The 15,002-nt window shown below is 41.5% G+C and carries 16 protein-coding genes and 2 pseudogenes; 6 read left to right on the plus strand and 12 right to left on the minus strand.

Annotated elements, in window-relative coordinates:
- Nucleotides 1-7: 7 nt before the first annotated feature.
- Nucleotides 8-1,247: pseudogene (locus ACSLFW_RS06135) on the minus strand (3-deoxy-D-manno-octulosonic acid transferase).
- 99 nt (nucleotides 1,248-1,346) lie between these two features.
- On the opposite strand from ACSLFW_RS06135, the gene ACSLFW_RS06140 reads away from it, so the two are divergent.
- The 3 genes from ACSLFW_RS06140 to galE are packed head-to-tail and all read left to right on the plus strand — an operon-like array spanning nucleotide 1,347 to nucleotide 3,638.
- On the plus strand, nucleotides 1,347-2,480 hold the full coding sequence (locus ACSLFW_RS06140; RefSeq protein ID WP_436555045.1) for a DegT/DnrJ/EryC1/StrS family aminotransferase: 1,134 nt from the start codon (nucleotides 1,347-1,349) through the stop codon (nucleotides 2,478-2,480).
- 1 nt (nucleotide 2,481) lies between these two features.
- Nucleotides 2,482-2,619 (plus strand): hypothetical protein, encoded by a 138-nt coding sequence (locus tag ACSLFW_RS06145; protein ID WP_436555046.1) that lies wholly within the window; start codon nucleotides 2,482-2,484, stop codon nucleotides 2,617-2,619.
- Complete coding sequence (gene galE / locus ACSLFW_RS06150; protein ID WP_436555047.1) at nucleotides 2,616-3,638, plus strand: UDP-glucose 4-epimerase GalE; 1,023 nt, start codon at nucleotides 2,616-2,618, stop codon at nucleotides 3,636-3,638. Before ACSLFW_RS06145 ends, galE begins: the two co-directional genes overlap by 4 nt.
- Nucleotides 3,639-3,690: 52 nt before the next feature.
- Here galE and ACSLFW_RS06155 read toward each other — a convergent pair whose 3' ends face one another.
- The 7 genes from ACSLFW_RS06155 to ACSLFW_RS06185 form a co-directional block, all read right to left on the minus strand.
- Nucleotides 3,691-3,951, minus strand: coding sequence for a hypothetical protein (locus ACSLFW_RS06155; RefSeq protein ID WP_436555048.1), 261 nt, complete (start codon nucleotides 3,949-3,951; stop codon nucleotides 3,691-3,693).
- A 180-nt stretch (nucleotides 3,952-4,131) separates the two neighbouring features.
- On the minus strand, nucleotides 4,132-5,007 hold the full coding sequence (gene fabD, locus ACSLFW_RS06160; RefSeq protein WP_436555049.1) for an ACP S-malonyltransferase: 876 nt from the start codon (nucleotides 5,005-5,007) through the stop codon (nucleotides 4,132-4,134).
- A 340-nt stretch (nucleotides 5,008-5,347) separates the two neighbouring features.
- Nucleotides 5,348-6,274, minus strand: coding sequence for a bestrophin family protein (locus tag ACSLFW_RS06165; RefSeq protein WP_436555050.1), 927 nt, complete (start codon nucleotides 6,272-6,274; stop codon nucleotides 5,348-5,350).
- 43 nt (nucleotides 6,275-6,317) lie between these two features.
- Nucleotides 6,318-7,043 (minus strand): hypothetical protein, encoded by a 726-nt coding sequence (locus tag ACSLFW_RS06170; RefSeq protein WP_436555051.1) that lies wholly within the window; start codon nucleotides 7,041-7,043, stop codon nucleotides 6,318-6,320.
- Nucleotides 7,044-7,141: 98 nt separating this feature from the next.
- On the minus strand, nucleotides 7,142-8,500 hold the full coding sequence (locus ACSLFW_RS06175) for a HAMP domain-containing sensor histidine kinase (protein ID WP_436555052.1): 1,359 nt from the start codon (nucleotides 8,498-8,500) through the stop codon (nucleotides 7,142-7,144).
- A 3-nt stretch (nucleotides 8,501-8,503) separates the two neighbouring features.
- Entirely contained in the window at nucleotides 8,504-9,178 is a 675-nt protein-coding gene (locus ACSLFW_RS06180) for a response regulator transcription factor (protein ID WP_436555053.1), read from the minus strand.
- Between the two features lie 128 nt (nucleotides 9,179-9,306).
- Nucleotides 9,307-9,669, minus strand: a complete 363-nt coding sequence (locus ACSLFW_RS06185) for a DUF983 domain-containing protein (RefSeq protein WP_436555054.1) — start codon at nucleotides 9,667-9,669, stop codon at nucleotides 9,307-9,309.
- Between the two features lie 87 nt (nucleotides 9,670-9,756).
- On the opposite strand from ACSLFW_RS06185, the gene ACSLFW_RS06190 reads away from it, so the two are divergent.
- Both ACSLFW_RS06190 and ACSLFW_RS06195 read left to right on the plus strand, forming a co-directional pair.
- On the plus strand, nucleotides 9,757-10,584 hold the full coding sequence (locus tag ACSLFW_RS06190) for an AraC family ligand binding domain-containing protein (protein WP_436555055.1): 828 nt from the start codon (nucleotides 9,757-9,759) through the stop codon (nucleotides 10,582-10,584).
- 98 nt (nucleotides 10,585-10,682) lie between these two features.
- Nucleotides 10,683-12,314 carry a hypothetical protein gene (locus ACSLFW_RS06195; RefSeq protein WP_436555056.1) on the plus strand — a complete coding sequence of 544 codons (1,632 nt, stop codon included), beginning with the start codon at nucleotides 10,683-10,685 and terminating at the stop codon, nucleotides 12,312-12,314.
- Nucleotides 12,315-12,409: 95 nt separating this feature from the next.
- Here ACSLFW_RS06195 and ACSLFW_RS06200 read toward each other — a convergent pair whose 3' ends face one another.
- The 4 genes from ACSLFW_RS06200 to ACSLFW_RS06215 form a co-directional block, all read right to left on the minus strand.
- Nucleotides 12,410-12,730, minus strand: a complete 321-nt coding sequence (locus tag ACSLFW_RS06200; protein WP_436555057.1) for a nucleotidyltransferase domain-containing protein — start codon at nucleotides 12,728-12,730, stop codon at nucleotides 12,410-12,412.
- Between the two features lie 3 nt (nucleotides 12,731-12,733).
- Nucleotides 12,734-13,195 (minus strand): nucleotidyltransferase substrate binding protein, encoded by a 462-nt coding sequence (locus tag ACSLFW_RS06205; protein ID WP_436555058.1) that lies wholly within the window; start codon nucleotides 13,193-13,195, stop codon nucleotides 12,734-12,736.
- A gap of 72 nt (nucleotides 13,196-13,267) precedes the next feature.
- On the minus strand, nucleotides 13,268-13,609 hold the full coding sequence (locus ACSLFW_RS06210) for a helix-turn-helix domain-containing protein (RefSeq protein ID WP_436555059.1): 342 nt from the start codon (nucleotides 13,607-13,609) through the stop codon (nucleotides 13,268-13,270).
- A gap of 178 nt (nucleotides 13,610-13,787) precedes the next feature.
- Nucleotides 13,788-14,273: a hypothetical protein gene (locus ACSLFW_RS06215; protein WP_436555060.1), complete on the minus strand. Its 486-nt coding sequence runs from the start codon at nucleotides 14,271-14,273 to the stop codon at nucleotides 13,788-13,790.
- Between the two features lie 98 nt (nucleotides 14,274-14,371).
- Between ACSLFW_RS06215 and ACSLFW_RS06220 the strand changes: the two are divergent.
- Nucleotides 14,372-14,925: pseudogene (locus ACSLFW_RS06220) on the plus strand (sugar O-acetyltransferase).
- The last annotated feature ends 77 nt before the right edge of the window (nucleotides 14,926-15,002 follow it).

Below are 15,002 nucleotides of genomic sequence, written 5' to 3' on the forward strand. Positions count from 1 at the left end.
GATGGGTTTAAACGAAATCATTTTCGATATGGCTCATGATGATTGGTGTCGCATTTTTGTTCATTGTTACAAAAGTGCTGCAAATGTGGCCTTTTTCAAGCCTTTCATCTTCGTTTTGGATTAATAATGAAAGCGTTTCTTCAAGTTCTTTTTTGTCTTTTACAGAAATGCATCCGCCCATATTGACCAGCGCAACAGCTTCAGAAAATTTCTTATAATTCGGCCAATAATTACCGGAATCCCGAAAGTCGCAGGTTCCAGAATATTGTGCAATCCCGAAGTGCCAAATCCGCCGCCAACATAAGCGATATCGCCATAACTGTAGATTTTCGTCAGAATACCAATTGTGTCCGCAATAAAAACGTCGCAACCGGATAAATCCTGATTTTCTTTTTCGGAAAACAAAACCGTTTTTTTCGAAATGCTGTTTTTCAATTCCTCAATTTGCTCAGGTTTTACATTGTGCGGCGCAATGATGAATTTTACGCCAAACGGATTGTTGTTGATGAAATCGATCAGCTGGCTTTCGTCTTTAGGCCACGAACTTCCAACGACAATTGTCAGTTTTCCGGCTTTGAAATTTTCGATGAAATCCAATGAATTGTTGCGTTCTAGGATTTTCATTACGCGGTCAAAGCGCGTATCGCCAGCGATTTTTACATTGTTAAAACCGATTTCTTGTAGTAGTTTTTTCGAGCTTTCATTCTGTACAAAAAAGTGGGAAAAAGCCTTTAGTGCTTTTCGGTAAAATCCGCCGTACCATTTGAAGAAAACCTGATTGTCCCTGAAAATTCCTGAAATCAAATAAGTTGGGATATTCTGCTTTTTAATTTCGTTAAGGTAATTTGGCCAGAATTCATATTTGATGAAGAAAATCATGTCCGGATGTGCGAGTTCAAGGAACTTTTTTGCATTGGATTTCGTGTCCAGAGGCAAATAAATCGTCAAATCGGCAACGGTATTATTCTTCCGGATTTCATAACCTGAAGGCGAAAAAAAAGTCACGATGATTTTATGAGTTGGGAATTTTTCACGCAGTTTTCAATCACCGGAAGCCCTTGCTCGAATTCGCCCAAAGAAGCCGAATGCAGCCAGATTGTTTTGTCTGAAGGCTTGATTTTTTCGGATAAAATGGTGAAAACGTCTTTCCTTCCATCTACGAAAAGCCTGATTTTCGGACTGAAATATGCCACGATTTCCACCAGTTGCGAAGCGAGGATTACGACCAGATTATAAAGAAAAATCATGCCTGAAATTTTGATTGGCTAAATTACACAGATAAACTTAAATTCATTGCCCGACTGTCATTTAATTCTTATTTTTGCGTGATTTTAATACACTTTCAAATGAAAAAAATCCAGATGGTTGACCTGAAAGGGCAATACGAAAATATAAAAGAAACCGTCAATGCTTCGATTCAGGAAGTGCTCGACACCAACACTTACATCAATGGGCAGCAAGTGCACACTTTCCAGAAAAACCTTGAGGATTATCTGGGCGTAAAGCACGTAATTCCGTGTGCCAACGGGACCGATGCGCTTCAAATCGCCATGATGGGATTGGGTTTGAAACCCGGCGATGAGGTCATCACAGCCGATTTCACTTTCGCCGCAACCGTTGAAGTTATCGCTTTGTTGCAACTCACGCCGGTTTTGGTAGATGTTGAAGAAGACACGATGAACATTTCGCTTGACGCCATTAAGAAAGCCATTACGCCAAAAACCAAAGCGATTGTGCCGGTGCATTTATTTGGCCGCGCCGCGAATATGGAGGCGATTATGGATTTGGCGAACGAGCATAATTTATATGTGATTGAAGACAATGCACAAGCGATTGGCGCTGATTGCACATTTTCTGACGGTTCTAAAAAGAAAGCCGGAACGATTGGGCACGTTGCTTCGACTTCATTTTTTCCATCTAAAAATTTAGGTTGTTACGGTGATGGGGGTGCGATTTTTACCAATGACGACGAGCTTGCGCACATCATTCGCGGGATTGTAAATCACGGGATGTATATTCGTTACCATCATGATGTAGTCGGCGTAAATTCAAGATTGGACAGCGTTCAGGCGGCAGTTCTGAATGCGAAATTGCCAAAACTCGACGAATACAACAAAGCCCGTCAGGAAGCTGCCAGAAAATATTCTGAAGCGTTGGGTTCGCATGAAAACATCATCGCGCCGAAAGTCGAAGATATTAATGACGGGCACGTTTTCCACCAATATACTCTAAGAATTATCGGTGCTGACCGCGACGGACTGATGCAGCATTTGCTTGATAAAGGCATTCCGTGTGCAATTTATTACCCGATTCCGCTGCATTTACAGAAAGCTTATCTTGATGTAAGGTATATGGAAGCGTTGTTCCCGATTACGAACCGGTTGGTTCAGGAAGTGATTTCGCTGCCGATGCATACTGAATTGGATGATGAGCAAATTAAATTCATCACAGATGCTGTTTTGGAATTCTTAAACAAATAAGATGAAAGTTTTCTGGGAAAAATACAAAGCCTTCATCATTTTTATCGTCGTTTTCCTGATTGCTTTTTTCGGAACACGCGCGCTGATGTTGGGCCATAAAAAAGACAAAGCCAAAACAACCATAAATACAACCCCATGAAAATTTTAGTTACCGGAGGCCTTGGCTTCATCGGTTCGCATACCGTAGTCGAATTGCAAAATAAAGGCTTCGAAGTGGTCGTAATCGACAATCTTTCCAATGCCGACGAAAGTGTGCTCAACGGCATCGAAAGCATTACCGGGAAAAAACCTTTATTTGAAAATATCGATTTAAGGGAAAAAGCTGCTGTACAGGATTTTTTCAAAAGGCACAATGACGTTTCCGGAGTGATTCATTTTGCAGCGTCAAAAGCGGTTGGTGAAAGTGTCGAAAATCCGCTGTTGTATTACGAAAATAACCTGGAAACACTCGTTTATATTTTGCAACAATTGGCCGAAAAAATAGAAGCCAGTTTTATCTTCAGTTCGTCTTGCACGGTTTACGGTCAGGCTACAGCGATGCCAATTACCGAAAATGCACCGATACAGCCTGCAATGTCGCCTTACGGAAATACGAAGCAAATTGGTGAGGAGATCATCAAAGACGCAGCGAAAGTAAGCGGCATCAAGTCGGTTTTACTGCGTTATTTTAATCCGGTTGGTGCGCATGAATCGGCTGCAATTGGCGAATTGCCGATCGGTGTTCCGCAGAACCTTGTTCCGTTCATTACGCAAACTGCCGCTGGATTGAGAAAAGAATTGTCTGTTTTCGGGTCAGATTATCCGACGCCGGACGGCACTTGCATCCGCGATTATATTCATGTAGTAGATTTGGCGAAAGCGCACGTAATCGCTTTGCAAAGACTGCTAAATAATAAGAATTTAGAAAAAGTAGAAACGTTCAATCTTGGCACTGGAACCGGAAGTTCAGTTTTAGAAGTCATCAATGCTTTTGAAAAAGTAAGCGGTAAAAAATTGCCGTATAAAATTGTCGATAGAAGAGAAGGCGACGTAATCGAGGCTTACGCGGATACGAAAAAAGCCAATGAAGTTCTCGGTTGGAAAGCGCAATTGTCGCTCGAAAATGCCATCGATTCTGCCTGGAAATGGGAAAAGAAAATCAGGGCTATTGAAAATTGATCATTTCTGATAATGATAAATTAAAAATCCCAATATTGCTATTGGGATTTTTTTATTGTTTTAATTCATGGATGCCTTGTTTTCCGAGCCCGAATCTGGTAACGACAACATTGTCGCCGGTAAAATTCAGGACAATGAGCGGTGATATTTTCTCGGCTTGCTTTCCCCAAATCAGATTTTTATCGACATTGGTTTTGAGATCCAATTTTGATGTTTTGATGTTGGTTTTGTTTTCCACACTGATCAGGCAGGAACTTCCGTCAATATCAACAATTACCTGAAGCCGCAACACACCACGGATTTTTTCAACCACGTTCCGAACTGAAAATGCTGTGTGATTCCTTTAACCAGCTCTTCCGCAGACATCTTTGCTTTCGTCGTGTCGCGCTCCATCACAAAATGATCGGTGTTGCAACCGCTGAATTTCTCCGGAAAAATGTTTTGTGCTTTTCCATGAAAGGAAATCAAAAACAGAATAACTATAAAGACCCGGCTAAACATTCGCAGTTTCAACTTCTTTGTCAATTTTATTCACCAATCCGGTCAAAACTTTTCCCGGACCGATTTCGGTAAATAAAGTCGCACCGTCTTTCACCATTTGCTGCACGGATTGTGTCCATCTTACAGGCGCGGTTAATTGTATAATCAGGTTTTTCTTGATTGCTGTCGGGTCGGAAACAGCGCTTGCAGTTACGTTCTGGTAAACCGGACAGATAGGGTTCGAAAAATTTGTATTTTCGATTGCTTTCGCTAATTCTTCTCTGGCCGGTTCCATCATCGGCGAGTGAAATGCCCCGCCAACAGGTAAAATCAATGCTCTTTTTGCACCTGCTGCTTTCATCGCTTCGCAGGCTTTTTCTACCGCTGAGGTTTCGCCCGAAATCACTAACTGCCCGGGGCAATTGTAATTTGCAGCCACAACCACGCCATCAATCGAAGCGCAAACGTCTTCAACGATTTTGTCTTCTAATCCTAAAACTGCAGCCATTGTTGAAGGTGTAATTTCACAGGCTTTTTGCATCGCCAATGCGCGTTGTGAAACGAGCTTTAATCCGTCTTCAAATGATAGCGCGCCATTGGCCACCAAAGCAGAAAATTCACCTAATGAATGTCCGGCCACCATTTCAGGTTTGAAATCTTCGCCCAAAGTTTTGGCAAGGATTACGGAATGTAAGAATACAGCAGGTTGCGTAACTTTCGTTTCTTTTAACTGCTCGGCTGTACCTTCGAACATGATATCGGTGATGCGGAAACCCAGGATTTCGTTGGCCTTTTCAAATAATTCTTTTGCTAAATCGGAGTTGTCGTAAAGGTCTTTGCCCATTCCTGTGAACTGCGCGCCCTGACCTGGAAATACATATGCTTTCATAAATTGTCGTTTTGTTTATTACGACAAAAATAGTGATTTTAGTGAATGGTTGGGAGTTCGAAATTTAAAGCGTTGTCGTAAATAATGGATGAAATTCATATGCGGAAAAACATTAACAATTTTTACGGCAAACCCGCAATACAACGTGTCGGGAAAAATTGTATTTTGCCTACAGGGGAGGGGCGATTGCACCCTACGAAAAAATCAAATTACCCGGATACGGGATTGCCGTAAAAATTGTTAAAAATTTAGTGTGATTTTATGACTATTGATTTTTCAAAATATTTTGGATTGAGCCTTGTCCTGTATTTTCATCACTAATCCATTGCGAAGACAGGTTTTACAACACAAAATAAGCATTCGCCATCGGTTGAATATGATGCAGTTTCGATTTATTTTCCGGAATCTCATCTTCATATTCATCGCGGAATTCATTCACCATCTGCAACAAATTGTTTTCAATATTATTCGAAATCGCAGTCATCGGCGTGTCAGTCGGGCGGCTTTCGAATGGATCCTGCAAATGAATCGCCATTTTTTCTATTAAAAAGAATGCCGCACCCAAAGTCACAATCACCGGAATTTGTAACCAGCCCAAATGCTGTACGACCCCGAATGGCAATAAAATAATGAACAGACAAAGCGTAAAACGAATATACATACTATAAGTTGTCGGGAAAATCGTATTCTTGATGCGCTCGCATTTTCCCATAGAATCACATAATCTCGTCAAAGTATTGTCAATTTCAACTTGCTGAAATGTGTTCAATTTACCTTTTTCCGTGGCTCTTGTCAGCGCCTTTGCATGCAGCATTAAAATCGCATTAGGTACGTGCTTGTAGCGTTTTACAAATTGCAATTCTTCGTCATTCAACAAAGATTTCACAGGTTTAATCGGGTCTTTTCCGCGAAGCGATTGCGCCAAACTGTAGCACCACGCCGCTTGTCTTTTGGCAAAACCTTCCTTGAAATTATTAGCTTCATCTGAAAAATCGGGGTCTTTATAGAAAGAAATGATTTGTCGTAAAAGTGATCGAGAATCATTGACAATTCCGCCCCAAACGATGCGCGCTTCCCACCAGCGGTCATACGCCTGATTGGATTTGAAAGCCAGCAAAAGCGAAATCACAGTTCCCACAATCGTCGGAATGGCAATCGGAATTTCAAGCGCGAGTGATCCGTAAAAGTAATGCAAGACAGAGAACGATACAGCGTATACGGTCAATAAAATCAATTCAGTCCTGATTTTTCCCAAGACATATTTCATGGGAATTTTTTTCTTTAGCAACATAATTTTTAAAATTCAATAATTAATAAACAGGCTCACAAAGTGACAGAACGGGCAATCCGAAATGTTCGTTGAATGACTTTTTTGTCTTTTTCGTCAAGCGGATTTTTCCGGGTTTACGCGTTTCAATCAGCAAATCGATGCCGTTTTTGTAGATGGTTTCCAAAAGTACAGGCGTCATTTCCTCGTGATTTTCGGTTTTGATAACTTTTGCCTGGCTCACAATCCGGAAGGAGAAATGGCCGTTGAGCATTTTCGGCACGTCTTTCGCCCTTACATTCGAATCTTCATTTTCAAGATATAGCGCTTTCGCGAAACGGTGTTCCTCATAATCGGTTGCCAGTTGTAAAATCGGACATTTACAATTGGCCAGCAAACGAAGGCTGTGGCGGTTGATTTCTCTTTCGGACTTCGTAAAAGTTTCAGGAAGGATAATTAATCCGATGGATTTGTTTTCGAGGAAATTGCGCAACAGCGGACTGGTCAACCCATATTGGTATTGGATTTTTAAGCTGCAATTCGGCAATGAAGCAGCCAATTCCTGGCATTTATCCAAAATCTCTTCCTGCAATGGCGTCAGTTCGGTTTGCATATCGCGCAGCCAGAATGCCGCCGAAGCCGTGTCAGGCGTGTCTTTCAGGAATAGTAAAATAATGCTGCAGTTTTCGCCTTCGGCCTGCGCCATGGCGATTTTGACTGCCTGTAAAGTATCTTGCAGAAGCGTCGTCGGGATGAGTACATTTTTCATAAGTAAGTGTTTTAGATTACACTTACAAAATAATTGCGCCCACATTAGAAAGGCCTTAAACCTGCATTAGAATTTCCTTAGAATGAAAATTAGAAATTTTAATGTTGGAACGAAATCGTCACAATCGTGCCTTTTTCTGGCTGCGACTGCACTTTGATATCGCCTTTGTGCATGCGGATGATTTTCATCGCGAGCGGTAAGCCGAGGCCGTAACCGTTGAAGCGAGACGCTTCTTTTCCGCGGAAAAATGGTTCATAAAGATGCGGAATATCTTCTGCGGGAATGCCAATTCCGATATCTGCAATCGAAACCGAAATGTATTGCTTATCCGCAGCCAACGACACAAAAACCGTTTCGTTATTGCTATATTTCATGCCATTTGAAATGATGTTGGAAAGTGCCAGTTCCAACAATGGCTTATTGCACGAAATCAGCAGTAAATCATCGTCTTCAGGCAAATCGTCAAGGCGTAAAATGACTTTATTTTCGGGATATAATTTGTCCAAATCCTGTTTGACGTCCATCAGTAATTCGTCGATGCGCGCCACGTCCTGCACTTGTTTTTGCCCGTCGTAACCGGTTTGCGTCAATTTAAGAAGGCTTTCTGTCAGGCTTCCCAAACGCGATGCCTGGCTGTGGATATTTTGTAAAGCTTCCTGATATTGTTCCGGATTACGGGTTTTAGAAAGCATAATTTCTGCCTCCGCGATGATAGTCGTAATTGGCGTTTTAAGTTCGTGCGAAGCGTTGTTGATGAAATTTGCCTGTATCTCAAACGACGTTTCCAATCGGTCGAGCATATCATTAAAGGTATGCGTCAAATCTGAAATTTCGTCAAAATTTTCGCTGTCAGGCAAACGGTTGTGTAAATTCGAAGCGCTGATTCGCTTCACTTCTTTGGTAATTCGCGCTACGGGATTGATGACGCGTTTCGCCAAAAATCTTCCGAGGAAATACGCCAGCAGGATAAAAAACATGCCGCCGAAAAATAAAATCCGCACGATATATAACGAACTCATGTGCCCGCGGCGGTCTTTTGCGGTAATAATGACAATGTATTTTTGTCCGCGCTCCTCAAAAATCTGCCCGTAAAAATAACGGCTGCCTTCGACAATGAGACCGCTTTTTTGCTGCATGACTTCGGAATAGAATTCGTGCGGCAATTGCAATTCTGTGTTGTATTCGAAGGTCTTTCCGTCGTTGACTTTCAGCACAAAATCATTTTCGTCGATCAATTCTTCAAGGCCTTCAGATTTCAATCTGCGGTAATAATCCGCCTTTTCGGGATCTTCCTGGTAGTGAATTGACGCCACGATTTTGGCGCGATCCTGCAGCCTTTTCACGAAATAATAGCGGTTGTTCTGGCGGAATAATACAAAAACGACCACGCAGAGCAGCAAAGTGCTCAGTACGGACAGCGTGACATAAGTAATCGTAATTCTTTTCCGGATTTGCATGGGCTATGATTTCAGCGTATAACCCAGTCCTTTTATGGTGTGGATGAGTTTATTTTCGTAGGGTTTGTCGACTTTCTTCCGAAGGTAATTGATGTAAACATCGACGACATTGGTGCTCATGTCAAAATTGATATCCCAGACATTATCGAGGATTTGTTCGCGCGACACAATCGATTCTGAGTTGCGTGCCAGAAAATACAACAGTCGAAGTTCTTTAGCGGTAAGCTGAATCAAATCATTCCCGCGTCGCACCATTTTCGATTTCATATCAATCTCTAAATCATCAATCGTGATTGTATCCGGTTGGCGATGTTCTTGTCCGGAACGGCGCAACAATGCCATAATCCGCGCTTCCAGTTCTGAAAATTTGAAAGGTTTGGCGAGATAATCATCGGCGCCGGCGTTGAGTCCGGTGATGACGTTTTCGGTGCTGGCGAGTGCAGTCAGCATTAAAATCGGAGTGAAATTTCCGGCAGCGCGAAGGCGTTTGCAGATTTCAATTCCGTTGATGTCGGGCAGCATCAAGTCGAGTATGATCGCGTCGAAATGGTGGTTTTCGACCATCGTCAAGGCAGTCATTCCGTCCATAGCGGCGCTGACATCGTGGTTATTTTCTGAAAATCCCCTGCGGATTACCGGCAATAAATTGGGTTCATCTTCAACAATCAGCAGTTTCATTTGGCTTTCGATTTTGGCTTTTCAACAAAAATAAAGCATGAAATCTAAAAATTTCCCTAAAATTGAAAATTAAGCCGCCGATTTGCAGAATGTTAAATTTTTATTCGACGTCATTGCGAATGCCCAAATCAAACGTGGTAATTCTTGAACATATAAATCCACAGCAATCTTGAAAACCGGATGTTGAAAGAGCACAATGCCAAAATCACGACTGCAATCACAGGGAAAATCTTCAAATCGAAAGTTTCGCTGAAAAATGGGCGGGCGAGAAAGTAAGTAAACAAGCCTTCAACGACTGTAATGCCATAGTTGAGGTACATCGCGCCAAAAAAATAACCCGGTTCTTTTTCGAATTTATAATGGCAATGGCTGCAATGTTCGTTCATTTTCGGAAAGCCAATATTGAAGAAAATATTGCTGTCCTGAAATACTTTTCCTTTGTGACAATTCGGACATTCATTTTTTAAGATATGAAAGATGGAGTGTGACATTTTATTGCTATTTTTATGCTACAAATTTACAATTGACTTGCCAATTTTCTATAACAGGATTTTCGCCAATAACAGCACAAAAAAGACATGAAAACATTTCCAGTTTACAGTGTAGAAAATTTCAGCTGCCGCCATACAGATGCAGAATTATATGTCAACACGTTCGGAGAGCACCTCAAAACGCATCCTTTCGTCGAGCAGCCGCATCGTCATGATTCGCATTTGCTGGTGTTTTTCACAAATGGCTCAGGAAAGCATGAAGTCGATTTTGATGTTTTTGAAGTTCATTCAGGAAGTCTTTTCGTATTACAGCCCGGCCAAATGCACAATTGGGAATTGTCTGCCGATATTGAAGGTTACATTGTCATTTTTTCATCGTCACTTTACAATTGGTATTTCGGGAATAAAAGGCTTGAAGAGTATCCTTTTTATGAAATGCATAATGCCAATCCGCAGCTCTTGATTGCTGGTGAATTGCTGCCGGAAATTGAAAGCTATTTTAATTTACTGGTGAAAGTTTCTCAGGAAAATCAGCCCTTCCGGCAGGATAAAACCCTCAATATCCTCGATTGCATTCATATTGAAATGATGTCGCATTTTCAATTCCAGTCCCATGGCTTGCATACTTACAACAGCAAAATCAAACAGTTTTCGCAATTGCTTGAAACACATTTCAGGAGTGAGAAATCTGCGTCGTTTTACGCTTCAAAATTGAATATCACTTTAAAACACCTGAACCGCATTTGTCAGGAAACCTTTGAAGAAAACTGCTACGCAAGTTATTGCCGAGCGCCTTATTCTCGAAGCCAAGCGGCAGTTAATGCATTCCGGATTTGTCTGTCAACGCCATTGCAGACGATATCGGTTTTGACGATTATTCCTATTTTACGCGTTTCTTCAGAAAGAATGCGGTGACCACGCCGGTAAAATTCCGCCAGTCTAAAAAAGCCAACGCAAATCCTGTAACTTTGCCTGCATTTAACGACTAATTGCCTAAACCAAAAACCTAATTTATGAAGAATATTACCCGCATTGCGCTGATTCTTTTCGTTGCATTTTTGTTCTTTTATTTCGGCATGCCCGTGCTCAACTACGGCTTCCTGCAGTTGCCGGTGATGCTTTTGCTGCTCGTCATTCTGATTATGTTTTTGCGCACAAGGTTTTCAGTGGCGCCGGAATTTAAAAAAGTGACTTTGGTTTCTGTGCCGCCGCGCTTCTTTTACATTATTGCAATTGCGTTGGTTCTATACATGACAGTGCTGCCTTTGGTTACGAGCGCTACGATGCTTCATGCTGAAGCTTATCGCAGTATGATTGGCGAAGTGAAGAACGGCACCGACCTTTCTCACCATATCGCACCGATTTCGATTGACGAAATACGCGTAGTTGATGAACCATTGGCGCATTTATTAGGAGAGAAAATCCTCGGTTCTCAAACGGCCTTGGGCAGCCAGGTCGAATTGGGCGATTTTACGATACAAAAAGTCAATAACGAATTGTTCTGGGTCGCGCCATTACTACACACCGGATTTTTTAAATGGTATAAAAATTCAGAAGGTACGCCGGGTTACGTCATGGTTTCGGCAACCAACGAACGCGATGTAAGGCTGATTATGCAAAATGCCGGAGCGCCATTAAAAATCAAATTCCAGCCCGAAGCTTTCTTCGGTTCGCAAATCGAAAGGCACGTATATTTTAATGGTTATGAAAGCACCGGCTTGGCAGATTACCAGTTTGAAATTGACGATAGCGGAAAGCCATTCTGGATCGTAACTACTTATCAAAAAGAAATCGGTTTTTCCGGTGACAATGCTACAGGCGTTTTGGTTGTCGATGCACAAACCGGTGCCATCCAGCAATATTCGACTAAAAATATGCCGCTTTGGGTAGACCGTGCGCAGCCGATCCGTTTTGTGATTGAGCAGCTCGACGATTGGGGCGACCTCGTTCATGGTTATTGGAATTGGTCAAAAGAAGACAAGCTTACTACAACTGAAGACCTGACGCTGGTTTACGGCCAGGACCACCGTTCCTATTGGTACACCGGCGTTTCATCTGTCGGGAAGGAAGAATCGAACGTAGGTTTTGTTTTGGTGGATACCAGAACGAAGGAAACGCATTTTTACAAACAAAGCGGCGCAACAGAATTGGCCGCCAGAAGTTCGGCGGAAGGAAAAGTGCAGGAGAAAGGCTATTCATCTTCGCTGCCGATTCCATACATCATCAACAACATTCCGACTTATGTCATGACCCTTAAAGACGACGGCGGACTCGTAAAAATGTACGCCATGGTGGCCATCAGCGATTATACGATTGTGGGTGTTGGCAACACGATGCGCGAAACGCTGTCTTCGTTCAAGAATGTCTATAATATGGCAGATAACCGCGTGAATTCGACAAGTGCGGCCAACAGGAAAACGCTTGAATCAATCGTTACCAGAATCCACAGCGATGTGAAAAACGGCAACAGTTTTTATTATTTTACAGTGAAAGATTACCCGAATATTTTTGTCGGTGCGTCCCAAATGTCGAATGAATTACCGGTTACGATGCCGGGCGACAGCGTGACCATTTCGTTTGACCTGGATCCGGAGGAAGTGATTGATATTACGGCGTTTGATAATAAGGCTGTTGGGAAGAAGTAGGTTAGTGGCTGAGAGGCTGCGCTACTTAATACCTGAGTTATAAAATGTAAAAATCCGCTTTAGGGCGGATTTTTATGCAGGGGTATTAAGTTCCTTTAGCGGTTCGCTTTTTCTTTGTGATAAAGTGTAATTCCAATCCTTTCAATATGATCTAACAGGGCTGCATTTGAAATTGTATGATGAATGGATATATCAAACTTGTACGGCAATAACAAATCATCAAGTTTGCCTTCTATTTTTTGTTGGATAGTGAGATTTAAATTTTGACCGACTAACGTTAAATCTATATCAGAGGCAGGTTTATAACTGCCCTTTGCCCGTGAACCAAATAGGATAGCTTTCTCTATCTCTGCGTAAGAATTCAATACAGATTGAATTTTTTGTATATCTGAAATATTTAATCCTGTATTTATCATTTATCAAAAAAGATCTTCCTGTTTTCCGGTTCTTTTATCTTCCATAGAATTTTTGAATTCAATAAAAGACAGATAATAATCATTTAATATTTTATCATAAATTTCATTAGCAGTTGCTTCGTTATAAGTATGTGAAGTTTTATTGCGGCTACTAATCATATCCATCCATATCTGTCCGTTTGTGATCAGCTTTAACTGAAAAGCTTCCCTGGTTGCATCTCTTGATCCGCCAATGTTAGCGTTGCCCTGGTATTCTGCATAATCTTTCATCACATTCCAGGCCAATTCGTGGGTATATTCAAATCTTTGGATAAGACCTTCTTTTATCATTTCATCCAAAATTTTATCATCCTGAGATTCTTCATAATTAAAATTCTTTTGGATGTATTTTACAGATTGGCTTAATTTGTCGACTGCCTTTACAAAATTTGAAAAGCGTTGCTCCCATCTTATATCGTTTTCCATAATTAGTTAACTAAGTTACGAAGTTAAGTTTTTCATAGCAAAAATTCCAAATTCAAACATCAAATCACAAAACTACCCCATCCTCCCGCTAATAACCCCACTCAAAACATCCCGTTCCCGCTGCAGCATCTTCACTTCAAGTTCCAGTTCTGCAATCCGTTCATCTTTTGTGATATCGGGATTCGTGCTAGTGGAAAATTCTACAGGCATCAAAGCGGCAATATCTGCAAAGAAATTATGATTCAGTGCATCGCAAATCTTTAACAATACATCAGCCTGGATAGATGTCCTTTTAAGGCGTGCTTCGAGATTAGATGACGAAATCTTTAATACGTCGGCGAGTGCTGTCTTTGAAACCTTATTTTTCGCAATGTGATCAGTCAGCAAAGCGCCAAAATTTATATTAATTGACATAAAGATGAATTTAAATTTTAAATATATGAATTTATTTCATTTATAAATGTAATTAATTCATCTTTAAATAAATTAATTATATAAAAAAATGAAATAAATACTTTTTAAAATGTATAAAATTCATTTTAAAGTAAATTTAATTCACTTTAAAATGAAAAAATGTTTAGATTTTATGATTTTAGGGGAGTTTTGCGCCTTTCTTCCTGCCGGTTTGCTTCTCATAACGCTCCGATAGCTTATCATAAGAAGTTTTAGCTCCGGCAACACCCGAATCTGCAGCAATTCCGTACAAATCATGGACAGCGCGCGTCATGTCATAAGCCTCTTTCCCGGTGATACGTTGCGCAGTTTCGACATAAGATAAGGCAGTCTTTAAACGCGATTTGATCTTGTCAAGTTGTTCGAACAATTCATAATCAGCGATGAGGTTTTCTATATTGATGTAGGAAGGCATGGTCTCAGCACCGTTCATTTTTAGCATGTTGATGCAATCTTTCGCATAGGCTTTGTTATGCACGTTCATCCCGCGAAAGGATTTGCGTTCTGCAGGCGTCATGCCAATTGCGGGAAGTTTTTCCAGCAGTGCTTCAATGTGGGTATTGATTGTAGCCAAATCTTCTTCTGAAAGTACGGTATTGATGCGGTTGAAGGTCAGGTTGCTCATGTGGTTGGTTTTAGGTTAGTGTTTCAAAATTACAAAGTTGAGCGCAATCCTGTACAACTTTGTAACTTTGCAACTCTGAAACTTCGCAACGCAACAAAATGAAATCTGAAAAACAAAAAATGCTCGACGGCGCGTCCTATCTCGCCAATGACAAAGAACTCGCCGCCGAAAGGCTTCGTGCAAAAAAACTGCTGCACCGCCTCAACGTCACCGAATATATCGCCAACGGAAATGCGCGTGCCATCATTCGCGAGTTGATGCCGAACGCGAACCGCAAAATGTATATCGAGCCGCCGTTTCATTGCGATTACGGCTACAACATTCATTCAGGCGAAAATGTTTATTTTAATGTGAATTGTGTGGTCTTGGATACGATGCGCGTCGATATCGGCGATAATGTGTTTTTGGGCCGGGTGTTCATCTTTACACCGCAACACATCCGCTTGACCCGGTTGAAAGGCGCACTGCTGAAAGCTCGAAACCCGTAAAAATCGGCAATGATTGCTGGATAGGAGGAAACAGCGTAATCTGCCCGGGCGTAACGATTGGCAATGGCGTGACAATTGGCGCGGGTTCGGTTGTCACAAAAGATATCCCGGATAATGTATTGGCAGTTGGCAATCCGGCGAAGGTGATTCGGGAATTGGTATAAGATAAAAGAACCAAGAGTCAAGAATCAAGATTGCAGTTTGCCGCAAAATCTTGATTCTTGACTCTTGGTCTTCTTCC

Source organism: Flavobacterium sp. 3HN19-14 (assembly GCF_051373205.1).
GTDB lineage: Bacteria > Bacteroidota > Bacteroidia > Flavobacteriales > Flavobacteriaceae > Flavobacterium.

What these genes read in the sequence shown, in the direction of transcription:
- ACSLFW_RS06140 (WP_436555045.1), top strand. Translation starts at nt 1,347, where the DNA reads ATGAAAAAAATCCAGATGGTTGACCTGAAAGGGCAATACGAAAATATA.
- ACSLFW_RS06145 (WP_436555046.1), top strand. Translation starts at nt 2,482, where the DNA reads ATGAAAGTTTTCTGGGAAAAATACAAAGCCTTCATCATTTTTATCGTC.
- galE (WP_436555047.1), top strand. Translation starts at nt 2,616, where the DNA reads ATGAAAATTTTAGTTACCGGAGGCCTTGGCTTCATCGGTTCGCATACC.
- fabD (WP_436555049.1), bottom strand. Translation starts at nt 5,007, where the DNA reads ATGAAAGCATATGTATTTCCAGGTCAGGGCGCGCAGTTCACAGGAATG.
- ACSLFW_RS06165 (WP_436555050.1), bottom strand. Translation starts at nt 6,274, where the DNA reads ATGAAATATGTCTTGGGAAAAATCAGGACTGAATTGATTTTATTGACC.
- ACSLFW_RS06170 (WP_436555051.1), bottom strand. Translation starts at nt 7,043, where the DNA reads ATGAAAAATGTACTCATCCCGACGACGCTTCTGCAAGATACTTTACAG.
- ACSLFW_RS06175 (WP_436555052.1), bottom strand. Translation starts at nt 8,500, where the DNA reads ATGCAAATCCGGAAAAGAATTACGATTACTTATGTCACGCTGTCCGTA.
- ACSLFW_RS06180 (WP_436555053.1), bottom strand. Translation starts at nt 9,178, where the DNA reads ATGAAACTGCTGATTGTTGAAGATGAACCCAATTTATTGCCGGTAATC.
- ACSLFW_RS06185 (WP_436555054.1), bottom strand. Translation starts at nt 9,669, where the DNA reads ATGTCACACTCCATCTTTCATATCTTAAAAAATGAATGTCCGAATTGT.
- ACSLFW_RS06190 (WP_436555055.1), top strand. Translation starts at nt 9,757, where the DNA reads ATGAAAACATTTCCAGTTTACAGTGTAGAAAATTTCAGCTGCCGCCAT.
- ACSLFW_RS06195 (WP_436555056.1), top strand. Translation starts at nt 10,683, where the DNA reads ATGAAGAATATTACCCGCATTGCGCTGATTCTTTTCGTTGCATTTTTG.
- ACSLFW_RS06200 (WP_436555057.1), bottom strand. Translation starts at nt 12,730, where the DNA reads ATGATAAATACAGGATTAAATATTTCAGATATACAAAAAATTCAATCT.
- ACSLFW_RS06205 (WP_436555058.1), bottom strand. Translation starts at nt 13,195, where the DNA reads ATGGAAAACGATATAAGATGGGAGCAACGCTTTTCAAATTTTGTAAAG.
- ACSLFW_RS06210 (WP_436555059.1), bottom strand. Translation starts at nt 13,609, where the DNA reads ATGTCAATTAATATAAATTTTGGCGCTTTGCTGACTGATCACATTGCG.
- ACSLFW_RS06215 (WP_436555060.1), bottom strand. Translation starts at nt 14,273, where the DNA reads ATGAGCAACCTGACCTTCAACCGCATCAATACCGTACTTTCAGAAGAA.